General features: G+C 71.2%; 16 protein-coding genes. 7 read left to right on the top strand and 9 right to left on the bottom strand.

Annotated features, from left to right (window positions below):
- Positions 1 to 268 precede the first annotated feature (268 nt).
- The gene (locus ACIBJG_RS26680; protein ID WP_399311044.1) at positions 269 to 1,069 is read left to right on the top strand and encodes a VOC family protein; all 801 of its coding nucleotides are present in this window, start codon (positions 269 to 271) and stop codon (positions 1,067 to 1,069) included.
- A gap of 180 nt (positions 1,070 to 1,249) precedes the next feature.
- Positions 1,250 to 3,562 (top strand): PQQ-binding-like beta-propeller repeat protein, encoded by a 2,313-nt coding sequence (locus ACIBJG_RS26675; protein ID WP_399311181.1) that lies wholly within the window; start codon positions 1,250 to 1,252, stop codon positions 3,560 to 3,562.
- A 395-nt stretch (positions 3,563 to 3,957) separates the two neighbouring features.
- Here the strand turns inward: ACIBJG_RS26675 and ACIBJG_RS26670 are convergent, their stop codons facing one another.
- Positions 3,958 to 4,674, bottom strand: coding sequence for a hypothetical protein (locus ACIBJG_RS26670; protein WP_399311042.1), 717 nt, complete (start codon positions 4,672 to 4,674; stop codon positions 3,958 to 3,960).
- A gap of 310 nt (positions 4,675 to 4,984) precedes the next feature.
- On the opposite strand from ACIBJG_RS26670, the gene ACIBJG_RS26665 reads away from it, so the two are divergent.
- A complete protein-coding gene (locus tag ACIBJG_RS26665; protein ID WP_399311040.1) occupies positions 4,985 to 5,536 on the top strand; it encodes a hypothetical protein in 552 nt (183 codons plus the stop codon).
- A gap of 38 nt (positions 5,537 to 5,574) precedes the next feature.
- On the opposite strand, the gene ACIBJG_RS26660 is transcribed toward ACIBJG_RS26665, so the two are convergent.
- Genes ACIBJG_RS26660 through ACIBJG_RS26650 form a run of 3 tightly spaced genes read right to left on the bottom strand, consistent with a single transcriptional unit; the run spans position 5,575 to position 7,967 of the window.
- Positions 5,575 to 6,351 (bottom strand): enoyl-CoA hydratase/isomerase family protein, encoded by a 777-nt coding sequence (locus ACIBJG_RS26660; protein WP_399311039.1) that lies wholly within the window; start codon positions 6,349 to 6,351, stop codon positions 5,575 to 5,577.
- 6 nt (positions 6,352 to 6,357) lie between these two features.
- Positions 6,358 to 6,801, bottom strand: coding sequence for a Zn-ribbon domain-containing OB-fold protein (locus tag ACIBJG_RS26655; RefSeq protein ID WP_399311037.1), 444 nt, complete (start codon positions 6,799 to 6,801; stop codon positions 6,358 to 6,360).
- 17 nt (positions 6,802 to 6,818) lie between these two features.
- On the bottom strand, positions 6,819 to 7,967 hold the full coding sequence (locus tag ACIBJG_RS26650) for a lipid-transfer protein (protein WP_399311035.1): 1,149 nt from the start codon (positions 7,965 to 7,967) through the stop codon (positions 6,819 to 6,821).
- A 116-nt stretch (positions 7,968 to 8,083) separates the two neighbouring features.
- Between ACIBJG_RS26650 and ACIBJG_RS26645 the strand changes: the two genes are divergently transcribed.
- Positions 8,084 to 9,643, top strand: coding sequence for a FadD3 family acyl-CoA ligase (locus ACIBJG_RS26645; protein WP_399311033.1), 1,560 nt, complete (start codon positions 8,084 to 8,086; stop codon positions 9,641 to 9,643).
- Positions 9,644 to 9,655: 12 nt separating this feature from the next.
- On the opposite strand, the gene ACIBJG_RS26640 is transcribed toward ACIBJG_RS26645, so the two are convergent.
- Together ACIBJG_RS26640 and ACIBJG_RS26635 are read right to left on the bottom strand one after the other, a co-directional pair.
- Positions 9,656 to 10,069, bottom strand: a complete 414-nt coding sequence (locus ACIBJG_RS26640; RefSeq protein WP_399311031.1) for a type II toxin-antitoxin system VapC family toxin — start codon at positions 10,067 to 10,069, stop codon at positions 9,656 to 9,658.
- Positions 10,069 to 10,425, bottom strand: a complete 357-nt coding sequence (locus ACIBJG_RS26635) for a type II toxin-antitoxin system Phd/YefM family antitoxin (protein WP_399311029.1) — start codon at positions 10,423 to 10,425, stop codon at positions 10,069 to 10,071. The genes ACIBJG_RS26640 and ACIBJG_RS26635 overlap by 1 nt, the downstream gene beginning before the upstream one ends.
- 123 nt (positions 10,426 to 10,548) lie before the next feature.
- On the opposite strand from ACIBJG_RS26635, the gene ACIBJG_RS26630 reads away from it, so the two are divergent.
- Together ACIBJG_RS26630 and ACIBJG_RS26625 are read left to right on the top strand one after the other, a co-directional pair.
- Positions 10,549 to 10,824, top strand: coding sequence for a hypothetical protein (locus ACIBJG_RS26630; RefSeq protein WP_399311028.1), 276 nt, complete (start codon positions 10,549 to 10,551; stop codon positions 10,822 to 10,824).
- Positions 10,824 to 11,219, top strand: coding sequence for a PIN domain-containing protein (locus tag ACIBJG_RS26625; protein ID WP_399311026.1), 396 nt, complete (start codon positions 10,824 to 10,826; stop codon positions 11,217 to 11,219). The genes ACIBJG_RS26630 and ACIBJG_RS26625 overlap by 1 nt, the downstream gene beginning before the upstream one ends.
- A 62-nt stretch (positions 11,220 to 11,281) precedes the next feature.
- Here the strand turns inward: ACIBJG_RS26625 and ACIBJG_RS26620 are convergent, their stop codons facing one another.
- The 3 genes from ACIBJG_RS26620 to ACIBJG_RS26610 all read right to left on the bottom strand — a co-directional run bounded on the left by ACIBJG_RS26620 (position 11,282) and on the right by ACIBJG_RS26610 (position 14,991).
- On the bottom strand, positions 11,282 to 11,416 hold the full coding sequence (locus ACIBJG_RS26620) for a hypothetical protein (RefSeq protein ID WP_399311024.1): 135 nt from the start codon (positions 11,414 to 11,416) through the stop codon (positions 11,282 to 11,284).
- Between the two features lie 192 nt (positions 11,417 to 11,608).
- On the bottom strand, positions 11,609 to 11,821 hold the full coding sequence (locus tag ACIBJG_RS26615) for a hypothetical protein (protein WP_399311023.1): 213 nt from the start codon (positions 11,819 to 11,821) through the stop codon (positions 11,609 to 11,611).
- Positions 11,822 to 12,033: 212 nt separating this feature from the next.
- Positions 12,034 to 14,991, bottom strand: a complete 2,958-nt coding sequence (locus ACIBJG_RS26610; protein WP_399311021.1) for a BTAD domain-containing putative transcriptional regulator — start codon at positions 14,989 to 14,991, stop codon at positions 12,034 to 12,036.
- Between the two features lie 234 nt (positions 14,992 to 15,225).
- Here ACIBJG_RS26610 and ACIBJG_RS26605 point away from each other — a divergent pair, with 234 nt between their 5' ends.
- Positions 15,226 to 16,458, top strand: coding sequence for an amidohydrolase family protein (locus tag ACIBJG_RS26605; RefSeq protein ID WP_399311019.1), 1,233 nt, complete (start codon positions 15,226 to 15,228; stop codon positions 16,456 to 16,458).
- Positions 16,459 to 16,461: the final 3 nt, after the last annotated feature.

Here is a 16,461-nt window from a genome sequence, read left to right as displayed (position 1 = left end):
GCGCGCTGGGGTGAGTGGGGGAATTCGGGGGATGTGCCCGGGGTGGCGCCGCCGGTTCCCCACAATCTGATTAGTGTTATCAACAGCCTGTGGACAACTTCGGTGGATAACTTTCCGTGACAACTGTCTGCGTGCCGCGTGTATCGAAAATGTGTTCGCATCGGAGGGGCTGGGGCGCGGACGGGCCGGTGCGCGGCTACGTTGGGTGTGACGAGCGTCACGACGGATGAGTGCCGCCGAGACCGCCGAGACGGAAGGATCCGGGCCCATGGCCGTATTCGCGCAGTCCGCGCCGTGCTGGGTGGATGTGCAGCTCCCCGACCTCGAAGCGGGCAAGCGCTTCTACGGTGAGCTCTTCGGCTGGACCTTCCGGGCGGGCGACGGCCCGTACGTCGACGCCCTCAGCGACGGAGCTCTCGTCGCCGCCCTCGCCGCCAAGCAGGACGGCCGGATGCCGACCGCCTGGGGCGTCTACTTCGCCACCGACGACATCACCGCCTCCGTCGCCCGGATCCGCGAGCACGGCGGGCAGGTGATCACCGACCCCGTCCGGGCCGGCCGGTCCGGGGTGCTCGCCCAGGCCGCCGACCCCGGCGGTGCGGTCTTCGGCCTCTGGCAGGCCGGTGAGCGCAAGGGCTTCCAGAAGCAGAACGAGCCCGGCTCCTTCTGCTGGACCGAGGTCTACACCCGGCAGAAGGACCGGGTCGACGCCTTCTACGAGGAGGTCTTCGGCTTCCGTTCCGCGGAGCCCGGCGCGTCCGGTGCCGGCGATCCGGGAACCGCCGAATCCGGCGTCGACTTCCGCATGTGGTCCCCGGCCGGCACGGAACCGGGCCCCGACACGGCTGTCGGCGGGCGCAGCGTCATCACGGACGCGTTCCCCGCCGTGATGCCCAGCTACTTCCTGACCTACTTCGCCGTCGCGGACTGCGATGCGTCGGCCGAGACCGTCAAGCGGCTCGGCGGACGGGTCTCCGAGCCGCCCTTCGACATCCCCTACGGGCGGATGTCGGTCCTTCAGGACGACCAGGGCGCCGTGTTCGCCGTACTTCAGCCACCGGTGTCCTGATACGGCACAAAGTGAGCCAGGACACCCCGATCCGCCCCCGGGTTCGCAACCGGCGCCCCGGCCAGGAAGAATCGGGGTGCGCACCGCCGGGTGGTGCCCACTGATGAGACGCTGCACACGGCGGGTTTTTCGCGGACCTCTCCTCAACCGAGGTCCGTACGGGGAGGTGGCAGGCAAGTGGTGGAGCAGCTGACGCAGCACGACCCGAGGCGGATCGGCCCGTTCGAGGTGCTGGGACGACTCGGGGCCGGCGGCATGGGGCTGGTCTATCTCGCCCGCTCGGCGTCCGGCCGGCGGGTGGCGATCAAGACGGTCCGTACGGAACTGGCCGAGGACCAGCTGTTCCGGGTCCGCTTCACGCGCGAGGTGGAGGCCGCCCGCGCCGTCAGCGGCTTCTACACGGCCGCCGTGGTCGATGCCGACCCGCGCGCCGCCGTGCCGTGGCTCGCCACCGCCTACGTGCCCGCGCCCTCGCTCGAGGAGATAGTGAATGAGTGCGGGCCCATGCCGACCCAGGCCGTGCGCTGGCTGGCGGCGGGCATCGCGGAGGCCCTGCAGTCCATCCACGGGGCGAAACTCGTCCACCGCGACATGAAGCCGTCCAACGTGCTCGTCGTCGAGGACGGCCCCCGGGTGATCGACTTCGGAATCGCGTCCGGTGTCTCCAACACCCGGCTCACGATGACGAACGTCGCCGTGGGCACGCCCGCGTACATGTCGCCCGAACAGGCGCGGGACTCGCGCAGCGTCACCGGCGCCAGCGACATCTTCTCGCTCGGCTCGACCCTCGTCTTCGCCGCGACCGGGCACGCCCCGTTCCATGGCGCCAACCCGGTCGAGACGGTCTTCATGCTGTTGCGCGAAGGCCCCGACGTGAGCGGTCTGCCCGACGACCTGCGGTCGCTGATCGAGTCGTGCATGCAGATGGACGCCTCGATGCGGCCCACCCCCGCCGAACTGCAGGCCCAGCTCTCCCCGCACCTCTTCGCCTCCGGCAGCGACGACAGCGGCACGGCCTCGGCCTGGCTGCCGGCCCCCGCCACCGCGATGATCGAGCAGCGCCGCGGTGGCGGACGCGCCGTCGCCGTGGCACCGCCCGCACCCGTCCCGCCCGCACCCGTCCCGCCCGCGCCCGTGGCGCCGCCGCAGCCGGGTCCGGTGCGGCTGTCCGGCGTGCAGGTGCCGATCGGTCCGGGCCCGCGCGCCCAGGACGTACGGGCCTCGGCGGCCGCCGCCGTGGCCGGTCCGGCGACCGGCTGGGTGCGCCCGCCCGCCGGAGTGAACGGGGCACCCGCCGCCCCGACCGCCCCCGTGCCCGCTCCGGCGCAGGCGCCCGACGGCGCGCCCGCCGGTTCCGGGCGCTGGCGGCCCTGGCGGTTCCGGATGTCGAACGATGTGTGGGGGACCCCGGTCGTCGTCGGTGACCTGCTGTACGTGACGTCCTTCGAGGTGCACGCGCTGGACATCGGCAACGGGCGGCGCCAGTTCAAGACGCGTGACGTGGCCTGGGCGATGGCCGTGGACGGCGGCAGCATCCTCGCCTCCGACGGCCCGTCGCTCTACTCCCTGGACGCGACGACCGGCACCGAGCGGTGGCGGCTGCAGTCCGATGCGTGGGTGTACTCCCTGAAGGCGGACCGGGGCACGGTCGTCACCGGAACCCGGGGCGGCGGCGTCCAGGCGTGGGAGGCGTCCACGGGTGAGCGGCTCTGGGAGATCACCGGCGCGCAGACGGACTTCGAGACGGCGGAGGCCGGACCGGCCCTCCACGACGGCACGGTCTACCTCTGGCAGGACGCCCGGCTGCGGGCCGTCGACGCCCGTACCGGCGCCGAGCGGTGGTCCTACCCGGTCGGCGACGCGGCCTCCTGCGGCGGAGTGCCGGTCCGGGTGACCCCGGCGCCGGACGGCTATGTGTACGTCTCCGCCGGGACCCGGGTCCTTGCGGTGGACGTCGTCTCCGGCCATGTGCGCTGGCACTTCGAGGCGCCGGCGGTCTTCCTCTCGCCGCCCGCCTTCGCCCCCGGACCGGCCGTCACCGGTGGCGGGGTGTACCTCGCGGACTACCTCGGCACGGTGTACGCGCTCGACGCCTCGACCGGCAAGGACCGCTGGCGCATCGCCACCGAGTCCCGCCAGTCGATCGAGCCGGTGCTGGTGGTGGCGGGCAACGTGCACGTCGGCAGCGGCAGCGCGCTGTACACGCTGGACGCGGTCACGGGCACCCCGAAGTGGCGGTTCGCCGCGGGCGGCGAGGTCGTGGGCGCGCCGGTCGTCGCCGACGGCCGCGTCCACTTCGGCTCGGCGGACCATGTGCTCTACACCCTGGACGCGGCGGGCGGCCAGCTCCGCTGGAAGCTGGCCACGGGCGGCGAGATCACGGGTTCGCCGGTGGCGCAGGGCGGGGTGGTCTATGCGTGCAGCAAGGACCGTTGCGTATACGCGCTGGACGCGCTGAAGGGCACAGGCACGGGAAACCGGGCCCGCGCGTAGGGCCTCCCGGCCTGGGGCCGCGAGGCCCGCGCGTAGGGCCTCCCGGCCTGGGGCCGCGCGCGCCCGTCGAACGTGGCCGACCGCCCCGGCCCGTCGGGCGGTTGCCCGACCGCCCCCAGCCGGTGCGGGGCGTGGCCGACCGCCCCAGCCCGTCCGGCGGTTGCCCGAGCACCCCAGCCCGTCCGGCGTTTGAGGACGGAACCGTGGCCGTGGGGGCCGGTGCGAATCCCAGCCCGTCCGGCGTTTGAGGACGGAACCGGTGACGTGGCCGGCGGTGCACAAAGGGTCCGGGGGCGCCCGGTGGCCGCTCCGTCCTCAATCGCCGGACGGGCTTGAGAGGGTGGCCGCTCCGTCCTCAATCGCCGGACGGGCTTGAGAGGGTGGCCGCTCCGTCCTCAATCGCCGGACGGGCTTGAGTGGCCGGACGGCCCCGGGCGGTCAGGGCGGTCAGGGCGGTCCGGGGCGTCCTGGACCGGGTACGTCGCCGTCGGCTCCGTGTCGGGGTCACGCCGCGGCCCGGAAGGCGAACCGGACGCGGACGACGACCCCGACCCCGGCCCCACGTACGGCTCCGCCTCCGGCTCCGGCCACGGACTGGTCTGCACCGACGGCCCCGGCTCCCGCGTAGGCGGCCACGTGTCCGGGTCCGCCGACCCCGGCGCCGCGTACGGCTGCACACGACGGTCCGGCCGGACACGGCGCCCACGCCCCGACATCGCGGCCGCGCCCAGCAGGAGCAGCACGCCACCGCCTGCCGCGCCCGCCACCCCCAGCTGAAGCCCGGAACCGTCACCCGTGACCGTCAGGCTGCCGGCCGCCTGGCCCTGGCGCACCATCCACAGAATCGTGAACCCGAGCACCAGCACGCCCGCAAGGGCGACCAGCGGCCGGAATCGCAGCACCACGCCCACGACCGCGAGAACCGCAGCGAAGAGGAAGGGCAGCCAGAGGGAGCCGAACAGGCCCGAACGCGCCGCGGTGACGCCGGTGAACAGGTCGTCGATCCCGTAGTACCGCCCGAGGCGGCCGTCGTACCAGTCACGGAAGGGGCTCAGCACGGCGGCCGCCGCTCCTAGGAGAGCGACGATCGAGCCGAGGACGTTACGGATCATGTCCGGTACCTCCCGCGGGCGGGAGAGGTGCGCCGCCGGCCGGCGACGCCGATCTTCACCGCTCTCGACTCGACGCTACGCCGGGCCCATGACCCACGCCACCAGACAGGGGCCCGGACACAGGCCCGGACACAGGCCCGGACAGGGAGCACGGGCAGAGGACCGGGCAGATGATGACGAGACCGTGACAGGGGCATGACCGGGCTGCCGGGCAGGGCCCGCCATGCTGTGCGCTACGGTGTCGCGCGGCCGCCCGGCAGCCGGGCCGGCACGCAGCACGTACGAGGGACAACACAAGGGGGACGTACCGATGGTGCGGCAACACGTGAAACTCACAGTGGTCCTGGTGGCGGTGGTACTCGCGCTCACCGGCTTCTCCAGCTCCAGCAGCGGCGGCAAGGGCAGCAAGAGCCGGAGCGGAAAGAGCAAGTCGAGCAGCAGTGGCGGTGGGTGCTCCAACTCCAAGAAGAGCAACGGCACCTACCACGACACCGACTCCGACTACGACGACGACTACGGGTCGTCGAGCAGCTCCTCCGGCTCCACATACGGGACCCCGACCCCCACCGCGACCGCGACGGACGCCCCGCAGGTGTACGTCTTCCGCTGCGTGTCGCCCCGCAAGGGCAAGCGCAAGGCCGTCACCACCTCCACCGTGCGGCTCACGGCGAACGCGATCGGCACCCACTTCTACGAGGTCGACGTGAAGTTCCTCGACGCGGCCGGCAACACCGTCGACACGGGTGAGGCGACCGTGAAGGCCGACGACGGCGAGACGAAGACCGTCTCCGTCCGCATGGCCGGCCCGGGCAAGGTCTCCCGTGTGAAGAAGTGCGCGGTCACCGCCGAGATCAGCTACTGACCGACACCGGTCACAGGGTCACACCGGTCACCACGCCTTCACCGCAACCGGAATTTGCCACCCCCGCCCCGCCCCCCGAACAGCTCCGCCTGCCGCTCCGGCGCCAGGTTTCCGAGCGCGATCAGGTGCGGGGCGTGGGCGAAGGCCTGGGCCCTGGCCGCCTCCTTCGCGGACCAGAGCGCCCGTACCGTCCCCTGGACCCCACCGGTCGGGTACGCGGCGATGACCGCCGCCGCCCGCAGCGCGGCCGCCACCGCGCCGCCGGGCGGGGTCACCTCGCTGACCAGCCCGGTCTCGTACGCGCGACGGGCCGTGACCCGTTCCGCCGTCCCCATCAGAGACATCCGGGCCACCTCACCGAACGGCATCCGCTGCGCCATGGCGATCGCCTCGTACGCGCTGACCATGCCGTACGTGGTGTGCGGGTCGAAGAACGTCGCCTCCTCGGACGCGATGACGAACTCCGCCTCGCCCAGCAGGTAGAAGGCCCCGCCGCACGCCATCCCCTCCACGGCCGCGATCACCGGCTTCCACAGGTCGTTGGCCTTCGGCCCGATAGTGAGCAGCGGATCGTCGATCGTGTACGGGGACGAGGGCTGGGGGACGTCCACCCCCCGGTCGATACCCGTGCAGAACGCCCGCCCTCCCGCCCCTGTGATCACGACGGCCCGTACCTCGTCGTCGTACCGGAACGCCCGCCAGGCAGCGGTGAGTTCGGAGGCGGTCGCGAGGTCGATCGCGTTGTGTGTCTCGGGCCGGTCCAGGGTGAGCAGCGCGACCCCCGTCCCCTTGTCCGTCTCCGTGCGCAGCGTCATATCGGGTCACCGCTCCAGAGTCCAGCGGACCAGGGGCGGCGCGTCGGGGGAGACGGGGCAGAAGACCGCCTTCACCGCCGCCCCGATGCGCAGTCGTTCCGGATCGACGGAGTTCAGCGGGGCGTCCGGCCCCGTGACCACGTTGCCGACCAGCCGGATCTCCGGGGCGTCGGCCAGCTCGACGATCACGGCGTTGTACGGGGCCTGGGCGGCGTAGGCGGGCAGCAGGGGCGGATGCGGCAGCACGTACGACCAGATGCGGCCGCGTCCGCTCATCACCCGCCACTCGCTCTCGAAGGACTGGCAGTGCGGGCAGCACGGCCGGGGCGGGAAGCGGAGCCGGCCGCAGTCCGGGGCGGCGCACGCCTGGACGCGCAGTTCGCCGCGGGCCGCGTACTCCCAGAAGGGTGCGCCGTCCTCGTCGACGACGGGCAGCAGCATCGAGTCCATGTCCACTCCTCAGCTCCTCAGTTCCTCAGCAGTACGGCGGACGTGGGGACGCCCTCCCCGGCGGTGACCAGGCAGGTCGAGGCGTCGGGGACCTGGGCGGTGGAGATGCCGCGCAGCTGCTTCACGCCCTCGTTGATGAGGTTGAAGCCGTGCACGTACCCCTCGCTGAGCCCGCCGCCGCCGGTGTTGATCGGCAGCCGTCCGCCGCTCTCCAACGCCCCGCCCTCGGTGAACGCGGCGCCCTCGCCGCGCCCGCAGAATCCGTATCCCTCCAGGGAGAGCGGGATGAGGGGCGTGAACGCGTCGTAGATCTGGGCCACGTCGACATCGCCCGGCCCGAAGTCCGCCTGCTTCCACAACTGCCGGGCCGCCGTCCAGGCGGGGCCGGTGAGCGGGTCGTCGTTCCAGTAGTTGACCATCCCGTGGTGCTGCGCGGGCAGTCCCTGGGCGACGGAGTGGAGGTAGACGGGCTTCTGCCGGCAGTCGCGGGCGCGTTCGGCGGAGACGATGACGCAGGCCAGGGCGCCGTCCGTCTCCAGGCAGTTGTCGAAGAGGCAGAGGGGCTCACTGATCCAGCGCGAGCTCATGTACATCTCGCGGGTCAGCGGGCGCTCGTACATGACCGCGGCAGGGTTCTGGTTGGCGCGGTTGCGGCAGGCGAGCGCGACGTTGAAGAGGTGGTCGCGGGTCGCCCCGTACTCGTGCATGTACCGCCGGGCGAGCATCCCGATCTCGTCGGCGGGCCGCAGCAGTCCGTACGGCCGGGTCCACTGGGCGGGGGTGGGCAGTTGTACGGCGGTGTTCTTCCAGGGCCGCGGCCCCGACCCGCGCTTCCGCGACCGCCAGGCGACGCCCACGCTCGCCTGTCCGGTGGCGACGGCGGACGCCAGGTGCGCGAGGGTCGCGCAGGAACCGCCGCCCCCGTACCCCACCTTGCTGAAGAAGGTGACGTCACCGGCCCCGATCGCCTTGGCGATCTCGACCTCGTCGGTCTCCTCCATCGTGTACGAGGAGAACGCGTCCACCTCGGACGCGGCGATACCCGCGTCGTCCAGCGCGGCCAGGATGGCCCGGCACGCCAGGGTCTTCTCGGACTCGGGCAGGTGTTTCGCGAACTCCGTCTGCCCGATCCCGGCTATCGCTGCCTTGTCCTTGAGCGTCGCCACCCGCCACCTCCGAGGCCGTCATGACTGCTGACAGCGGAGGAGGCTACAGCTAATCTGACGGATAGTCAGCTACGGGGCGGCTACGGCGTTCCGGTTCGACGGCGGGAGGGCACGAGATGCGCGGCGACGAGGAATGGTCCACCGTCCCGAACCTGGTAAGGGCGGCGGCGAAACGGTACGGGGAGCGGGAGGCGGTGGTCGAGGGCCGCACCCGGATCACGTACACGGAACTCGGCGATCGCGTGGAGCGGGCCGCCGCCGCGTGCATGGCGTCGGGCGTGGAGTCGGGGGACCGGGTCGCGGTCTGGGCGCCCAACACCCTGGACTGGATCGTCTCCGCACTGGGCGCGGTGAGCGCAGGGGCGGTCCTGGTCCCGCTCAACACCCGCTTCAAGGGTACGGAAGCGGCATACGTCCTGGAGCGGAGCCGGGCGAAGCTGCTCTTCGTCACGGGCACCTTCCTCGGTACGTCGTACGTGGCGTCCCTGCGCCGGTCCGAGGTGGAACTCCCCCATCTGGAGAAGGTGGTGGTCCTGGCCGACACCGCACCCGAGGCCGACGACTACGTGACCTGGAAGGACTTCCTGGCAGCGGGGGAGCGGATATCGGCGGAGCAGGTACGTGGACGGGCCGAGGCGATCGCCCCGTCCGCCCCCTCCGACATCATCTACACCTCAGGCACCACGGGCCGCCCCAAGGGCGCCGTCATCAGCCACACCCAGACCCTGCGCTGCTACGCGATCTGGAGCGAGCTGGCCGGTCTGCGCGAGGGCGACCGCTATCTGATCGTGAACCCGTTCTTCCACACCTTCGGCTACAAGGCGGGCATCATCGCGTGCCTGATGCGCGGCGCGACGATGGTCCCGCAGCCGGTCTTCAACGTGGACACGGTCCTCGCCAACATCGCGGCCGAACGCATCTCGGTCCTGCCCGGCCCGCCCACGCTCCACCAGTCCCTCCTGGACCACCCGGCCCGTTCCTCCCACGACCTCTCGGCCCTGCGCCTGGTGGTGACGGGAGCCGCGGTGGTCCCCCTCCAACTGGTCGAACGGCTCCGCACGGAGCTGCACATCGCCACGGTCCTGACCGCCTACGGCCTCTCCGAGGCGAGCGGCATCGTCACGATGTGCCGGCGCGGCGACCCGGCAGAGGTGATCGCCTCGACCTCGGGCCGGGCGATCCCGGACACGGAACTCCGCGTCCTGGCCGCCCCCGGCACCCCGGGCGAGATCCTGGTCCGCGGTTTCCACGTGATGAGCGGCTACTTCGAGGACCCGGAGACCACGGCCGCCACGATCACCTCGGACGGCTGGCTGCACACCGGTGACGTGGGGATCCTCGACGAGGCCGGCAACCTGCGCATCACGGACCGGATCAAGGACATGTTCATCGTCGGCGGCTTCAACGCCTACCCCGCGGAGATCGAACAGCTCCTGGGCCTGCATCCGGACGTCGCCGACGTCGCGGTGATCGGCGTCCCCGACCCGCGCCTCGGCGAGGTCGGCAAGGCGTACGCGGTGCGCCGGCCGGGCGCGACGGTGACGGCGGACGACCTGATCGCGTGGTCGCGGCGGGAGATGGCGAACTACAAGGTGCCGAGGGCGGTGGAGTTCGTCAGCGAGCTCCCGCGCAACGCGAGCGGCAAGGTGGTGAAGGGGGAGCTGCGAGGTCTTTGACGTACTGCGTACTCAGCCCGCTCCGGGGCATGCGACGGGCAGGCCCAGTTCCCGTGCGGACTCGACCAGCCGCTTGTCGTAGACGACGAACGAGAGGAGAGCCCTGCCCAGCCCCTGCGCGGCGGCCAGGTGCAGGGCGTCCAGGGAGCGGAGCCGGTTGTCGGGCGACAGCTGTCCCGCGCGGTCGAAGAGAAGCGGCGGCATCCGGACGAGCGCGCTCTCGTCGAGCCATTCCCCGGCTTCGGCGGCGACATCGGTCCCGGCGTCGGCGGCGTGCAGGACGCGGCGAACCTCCGTGCGCGTGAGATCGCAGGTCAGGACGGTGGCGGACCCCTGAGTGGAGAGCCACGCCTTGAGGGCGGCGGATTCGGGCTCCTCCTTGAACAGCTTGAGCGCTGCGGAGGTGTCCAGGTAGATGAAACGCATCAGCGCCCTTCCTCGCCGTCCTGGGCATCGCGCAGCTCTTCCAGGGCATGGGTGAGCGGCACGTCGGCGGCGGTCGAGGGGGCGGTCCGGATGCGCGCCGTCCGGGCGGCGGTGCGGGCGCGGCTGAGCTCCGTGAGATCGATCAGCCCGTCCGCGACGGCCTGGTTGACCGCTTCGTCAGCAGGATCCGGAGGCACTATCCGCGCCACGGTCCGGCCGTGCCGGGTGACGGTGAACGTCTCCCCGTGTTCCAGCCGCACGAGGACGGCCGCGGCGTTCCGCTGGAGATCGCGGACGGTGATCCGGGTGTCGTGGCTGTGCGGCTCGCTGTCCATGTCGTACAGATTGCTGTCCATGTCGTACAGGTTAGGGAAATGTGCGACAAGTGGCGAGGGTGTGCGACAACGGTACTGGGGTTCTGTCGCCCCATGGAGTGAAGCTGGTGGCGGCCCCCTTTTCACCTCGGTATGGTGATTAGTATGGCAACCAAGAAGTACACGGTCACCCTGCCGGAGGAGCTTGCAGAGGAGATCCGGAGCGAGGTGGGCCCCGGGGCGTTCAGCGCGTATGTCACCCGCGCCATAGAGCGTCAGCGTGAGCACGACCGGCTGGGGGAGTTGGTGGAGGGGATGCTGAAGGAGGGCGGCCCGCTCACCGAGCAGGAGCAGGCTGCGGCGGCCAAGGAGCTGCGTGAGATCGAGCGGTGGTTCGAGGATCGGGAGCAGGGCGCTCAGGGGCGGGCGGAAGCCGCCTGATGTCCGACATGACCTTTGTCCTGGACAGTGAGGCACTGTCCAGGACCGCGCTGAGTGACCGGGCGATGGCTGTCACACTCGCCAAGGCCCACCAGTCCGGAATCCGTGTGGTGACGAGTTCCATGACGCTCGTCGAGGCTTATCACAGCAGGATCCGGCAGCCGGTATGGGATTGGGCGATGTCCCGGATCGTGGTCGAGTCCGTGACCAAGGACGTCGCCGACGAGGCGATCCGCCTGCTCAGGTCCACCGGCCTGCACGGCCACAAGTACGCCATCGACGCGGCCCTCGCGGTGATCGCGGGGCGGCAGCGGGGGCGGGTGGTCGTGTTCACCTCGGACGAGGACGACATGGGGAAGCTGTGCGGGGCGGGGGTTCAGGTTCGGGGGTTGTAGAGGGTACGGGAGTGGGGCCCGAGCCGGGTGGCTCGGGCCCCACTGCGCGGGCTGCGTGTGGCTCAGCCGGCGTGGTTCTCCTGCGTGGTGACGGGGGTGTCGCCGGCGTGGTTCTCTGCCAGGGCCGGTGACGCGCCACCGATGCCGAGAGCCACGGTGAACGCGGCGGCGACGAGCGTCTTCTTCGTGCGGGGCATTCCCGCTCATGTGATGGGAGCGAGCTTCCCGACGTGAAGTGCCGCTAGTGACAGGGGGGCGATGGCGGTAGCCCTCTGGCGGGAAGAGGTCGACCGTTGACGTGATCGCGTCGGTCGTTCGGACGCGGACATGCAGCGGCCGCGACGGCTCCCCCTCCGCGCCGCCGCGGCCACTCCCCCGTGCAGGTTGGACTAGTTGGGCTTCGGCACCGACGCGTGGCTGTCGAGGGTGGTGATCTTCTCGCCCGAGGCGTGGCTGTCCTGGACCGTGAGCTCTTCGCCGGAGGCGTGGCTGTCCAGCGGCTTGATGGCGCCGCCCGAGGCGTGGCTGTCCTGGACCGTGAGCTCTTCGCCGGAGGCGTGGCTGTCCAGCGGCTTGACGACGGGCTTCTTGGCGTCGCTCATTGTGGTCAACTCCCGTGATTCATGTGGTGTTACAGGTAGGCAATGCCCGTCCGGCGGTTCCCCCGTGGATCGCCGGACGGGCATTACTGGGCCGTTCACCATAATGGGGCGGCCTCTTCGTCGATCCGTCTGCCCCCCGACGCGACGGCTCGATGGACGTAAGAGTGCAGCCTGCCGATAAACGAACGATGAACGCCGTGACGGTGGGGCTCTCACGCAGCGGTGGCTGGTGACAGGAGCCCGCGGACCTCACCGGCCTCGATCGAACCCAGTTGCTCGTAAATGGCCAGGGCCTCGGCCCAGCACGCCCTGGCCCGGTCCGGTTGTTCCAACTGAACCAGAGCCTTGCCGAGCACCGTGAGGACGGTGCCGCGGCGCCATTCGCCTCCGATGCCGCGCAAGGCGATTGCCTGTTCCGCGTGAGCTGCCGACATGGTGTATCGGCCCGCTGTGAGGTGTACCTCCGCCAGTCGGAAGTGGGTGACGCCCTCCCACAGAGGCTGACGATTCTCGTGAAAGATCCCGAGCGCCTGCGTCAACTGCTCCAGTGCCTCGGCGAGGCGATTGGCCTTGGCCAGTGCGAGCCCAAGGGCGTAGCGGCCGTTTGCCAGCCGCAGAGCCAGCCCCAGGCGGTCGTAGATCTCGATGCCCTGCTCGGCGAGATCAACCGCACTGTCCGTCCTGAAAAGCGCCAGGTGGATCCTGGAGAGGTTGCACAGAGCGCTCGCTTCTCCAGGCTTGTTGCCGTCGGTGCGGAATGCCGCGATGGCCTTCTGGAGGTAGGCCTCCCCCTCCGCGTGCTGGTTGCGGTAGATCGCGAGAATGCCTCGTTCGTTGGGAGCATTGCCGCTCGTCCAGGGGTCGTTCGCGGCAATGCCGAGCTCCATGGCCCGGTGCGCCTCGCTGTCGGCCTGCTCGAACCTGCCGGCTGTGCTGTACACCTGGGTGAGCGTGGTGCGGGCCCGTCCCTCCGCGCGGGCGTCCCCGATGGACATAGCCGCATCGCGCAGCGCGAGGGCTGCCGTTTCGTAACGGCGAGCGTTCGCCCCTGATTCCGCGAGGTCCTTGACGGTCATGAGCAGGTCAACCGCTCGGCGTAGTGCTCGTGGTCCCAGGCTTTGCAGCACACAAGCAAGCAGGCAATCCGCCTCGGAGTAGAGCCAGTCGAGCGCGGCCGGCCGGTCCTTGAACGTGAGACCCGGATGCCGGCTGGGTTCCAGGTGATCGACGGTGCGATCCCCCGGCCGCTCCAGCGCATACACCCCCGCCGCGGTAGCCAGATAGAAGTCCAGCAGCCGCGAAAGCGCCAACCCCCGCTCCTCCGGAGCCTCCTCGTCCCGCTCCGCGCACGAACGCGCGTAGAGCCGGACCAGGTCGTGGTACCGGTAGCGGCCCGGGGCCGCCGACTCCACCAGGCTCGTGTCGACCAGCGCCTCCAGGAGGTCCTCCGCCGCGTGGACCTCCAGGTTCAGCAGGGCCGCCGCTGCCGCCAGGGAGATGTCCGGGCCGTCCGCGAGGCCCAGGAGGCGGAAGGCGCGGGCCTGGGGCGGTTCCAGCTGGCCGTAGCCGAGTTCGAACGTGGCCTTCACCGCGAGGTCGCCCGCCTGGAGCTCGTCCAGCCGGCGGCGTTCGTCCGCGAGCTTCGCGGCGAGGATGGAGACCGTCCAGGTGCGTCGGGCCGCCAGGCGGGAGGCCGCGATGCGGATGGCGAGGGGGAGGAAGCCGCAGGCGGCCACCACGTCGAGGGCCGCCTTGCGCTCGGCGTTGATGCGCTCCTCGCCCACGATCCGGGTGAAGAGCTGGAGCGCCTCCTCGGGCGACATCACGTCCAGGTCGACCAGGTGCGCGCCCGCCAGGTCGACCATCCGGACCCGGCTGGTGACCAGCGCCGCGCAGCCTGCCGTGCCGGGGAGCAGGGGGCGGATCTGGGCCGCGTCGTGGGCGTTGTCCAGGAGGACCAGGATGCGGCGGCCGTCCAGCGTGGAGCGGTAGAGCGCGGCGCGTTCGTCGAGGGAGTCGGGGATCGCCGAGTCCGCCGTGCCGAGCGCGCGCAGGAACGCGCCGAGGACCGTCTCCGGTTCGGCGGCGCGGGCGCCCGCGCCCTGGAGGTCGACGTACAGCTGGCCGTCCGGGAAGTGCGGACGCGCCTGGTGGGCGACGTGCACGGCGAGCGTCGTCTTGCCGACGCCGCCGATGCCGGCGAGGGCGGAGACGGCCATGACGGAACCCTCCGCCGTGGCCAGGCGGTCGCCCAGTTCGCGGACGAAGGAGGTGCGGCCCGTGAAGTCCGGGACCGTGGCCGGGAGCTGCGCCGGGCGGACCGGTGCCGAGGCCGGTGCGGGTTCGTCGGCCGGGCGGGCCAGTTCCTCGTCCGCCCGCAGGATCCGCTGCTGGAGCGTGGCGAGTGCGGGGCGTGGGTCGACGCCCAGTTCCTCGGCGAGCAGCCGCCGGGTGTCGGCGTACACGGCGAGGGCCTCCGCCTGGCGGCCGCTGCGGTACAGGGCCACCATCAGGAGCTCGCGCAGCCGTTCGCGCAGGGGGTGCGCGGCGGTGAGCGCGGTCAGTTCGGAGACCGCCTCCGCGTGGCAGCCGACCTCCAGGTCCAGGTCGAGGCGGGTCTCGGTGAGCTGGAGCCGCCACTCCTCCAGCCGGGAGCGCTGGTACTCCGCGTACGGGCCGGGCACGGACGCCAGGGCCTCGCCGTCCCAGAGGCCGAGTGCTTCGTTCAGCAGGGTGCGGGCCCGGCAGCGGTCGCCCGACGCCCGTGCCTTCTCCGCGTCGGCCGCCCGGTCCTGAGCCACGGTCAGGTCGAGCGCCTCGGGCCCGATCCGCATCGCGTACCCGCCGGAATCGCTCGCCAGGGTCGACGGGCCCAGCGTCTTGCGGAGGCGCGAGGCATAGGTGCGTACCGCGGCCAGGGCCTGGGAGGGCGGGTCCTCGCCCCAGATGGCGTCGATGAGTTCGGCGGCCGTCGCGGTGCGGCCGCCCCTGAGCAGCAGAGCCGTCAGCAGGGCGCGCTGCTGGGGTGAGCCTGAGGGCAGTGTCTCCTCACCCCGCCGGGCCCGTACGGGGCCGAGCAGGGAGAAGCGCAGCCCGGCCTCCTCCACCGCCGCCCGTTCCGGGGCGCGCTGCTCCGGAACACGTACCCGTGGCCCGTCGTCACGGCCCATTGCTGTCTCCTTGTCCTGCTCTGTGCGCTGCCCGGCACGGTCGTATATGTCCTGATGGCGCCCAGGCCATCCGGATTGCTCCATACCGTTGGTATCGCTGTCAACAGTCTGCCTTGTGAACGGGGTGCGCGTCAGCAGTGGGTGACTCTCTGCACAAGCCCTCGACAACGATTGTGGAACGGGGCCCCGTCCAGGTAGCTGACGGTTCGTCAGATCAGCGCTACCGTGGAACCCATGGAGACCTTCCCGAAGATCATCTCGGTGGACGACCACACGGTGGAGCCCGCTCATGTCTGGCGGGACCGGCTCCCGTCCAAGTACGCGGACTCAGGACCGCGTATCGTCCGGGCGCCGCTCAAGGAAATGACGTTCATGGGTGGCAAGTTCGCGCCCGTGATGGGCGCGAAGGGGGACGACGGGCCGATCGGGGACTGGTGGGTGTACGAGGACCTGCACCGCCCGCTCACCCGGCTCGACACCGCCGTCGGCTACGACCGGGACGAGATCAAGCTCGAAGTCATCACGTACGAGCAGATGCGCCCCGGCTCGTTCTCGGTGCCGGAACGGCTCGCCGACATGGACGTCAACCACGTCCAGTCCGCCCTCTGCTTCCCGACCTTCCCCCGCTTCTGCGGCCAGACCTTCACCGAGGCGAAGGACCGCGAACTCGGGCTGCTGTCGGTGCGCGCGTACAACGACTGGATGGTCGAGGAGTGGTGCGGGCCCGACGCGCACGGCCGGCTCATCCCGCTCACCCTCGTCCCGCTCTGGGACGCACAGCTGGCCGCCGACGAGGTCCGGCGCAACGCCGCGCGCGGGGTGCGTGCCGTGGCGTTCTCCGAGATACCGCCGCACCTCGGACTGCCGTCCATCCACACGGACGAGTGGGATCCGTTCCTCCGCGCCTGCGACGAGACGGGGACGGTGATCGCCATGCACATCGGCTCGTCCTCGAAGATGCCGTCCACCTCCGCCGACGCCCCGCCGGCCGTCGGCTCCACCATCACCTTCGCCAACTGCTGCTTCTCGATGGTCGACTGGCTGATGAGCGGCAAGTTCGAACGCTTCCCGAACCTGCGGATCATGTACGCGGAGGGCCAGATCGGCTGGATCCCGTACATCCTGGAACGCGCCGACGTCGTCTGGGAGGAGAACCGGGCCTGGGGCGGGGTGGCCGACAAGGTCCACCGGCCGCCGTCCGAGCTGTTCACCGAGCACGTCTACGGCTGCTTCTTCGACGACGCCTTCGGCCTGAAGAACCTGGACGCGATCGGGGTGGGCAACGTCCTGTACGAGACGGACTACCCGCACTCCGACTCGACCTGGCCCAAGTCCCGCGAAGTCGGCGAGGCGCAGATGGGGCATCTGGACGCCGACGTCGTGGACCGCATCGTGCGCCGCAACGCGATCGACCTGCTCGGACTGACCGCCGACGGGCTCTGGGCGGGGCCCGGCGCGGGGGCGTGAACG

The organism is Streptomyces sp. NPDC050422, from assembly GCF_044458665.1.
Lineage (GTDB): Bacteria > Actinomycetota > Actinomycetes > Streptomycetales > Streptomycetaceae > Streptomyces.
This window is presented reverse-complemented; position numbering and strand designations above follow the sequence as displayed.